The organism is Streptomyces actuosus, from assembly GCF_016921115.1.
GTDB lineage: Bacteria > Actinomycetota > Actinomycetes > Streptomycetales > Streptomycetaceae > Streptomyces > Streptomyces actuosus_A.
The window spans coordinates 1-268 of sequence record NZ_JAFFZS010000294.1 but is presented as its reverse complement, the minus strand read 5'-3'; the positions used below and the strand labels follow the sequence as shown (position 1 = coordinate 268).

1 protein-coding gene is annotated in these 268 nt (G+C 69.4%); it reads right to left on the bottom strand.

Annotation, left to right across the window (positions count from 1 at the left end; all coding sequences use genetic code 11):
• Positions 1–268 (bottom strand): SpnB-like Rossmann fold domain-containing protein (locus JS756_RS36380; protein ID WP_205387531.1); only part of this gene is annotated, 268 nt, incomplete at both ends.

The window sequence follows — 268 nt, the reverse complement described above, 5'->3', positions numbered from 1 at the left end:
CCACGCACCGCCAGCTCCGGCTCACCCGACTCCAACGCCCCGCCGACAACCCCCCACGACTCCCCCACACCATCCACATCCACCAACACGAACCGCCCCGGCGCCTCCGCCCGAGCAGCCCGCACCAAACCCCACACCCCAGCCAGAACCGGATCGACCACCCCCACCCCGTCAGGAACAACCGCCCCCTCCGTCACCACCACAAGCCGCGCACCCTCGAACCGCTCCTCCGCAAGCCACGTCTGTACATGGGCGAGCAACTTCTGTG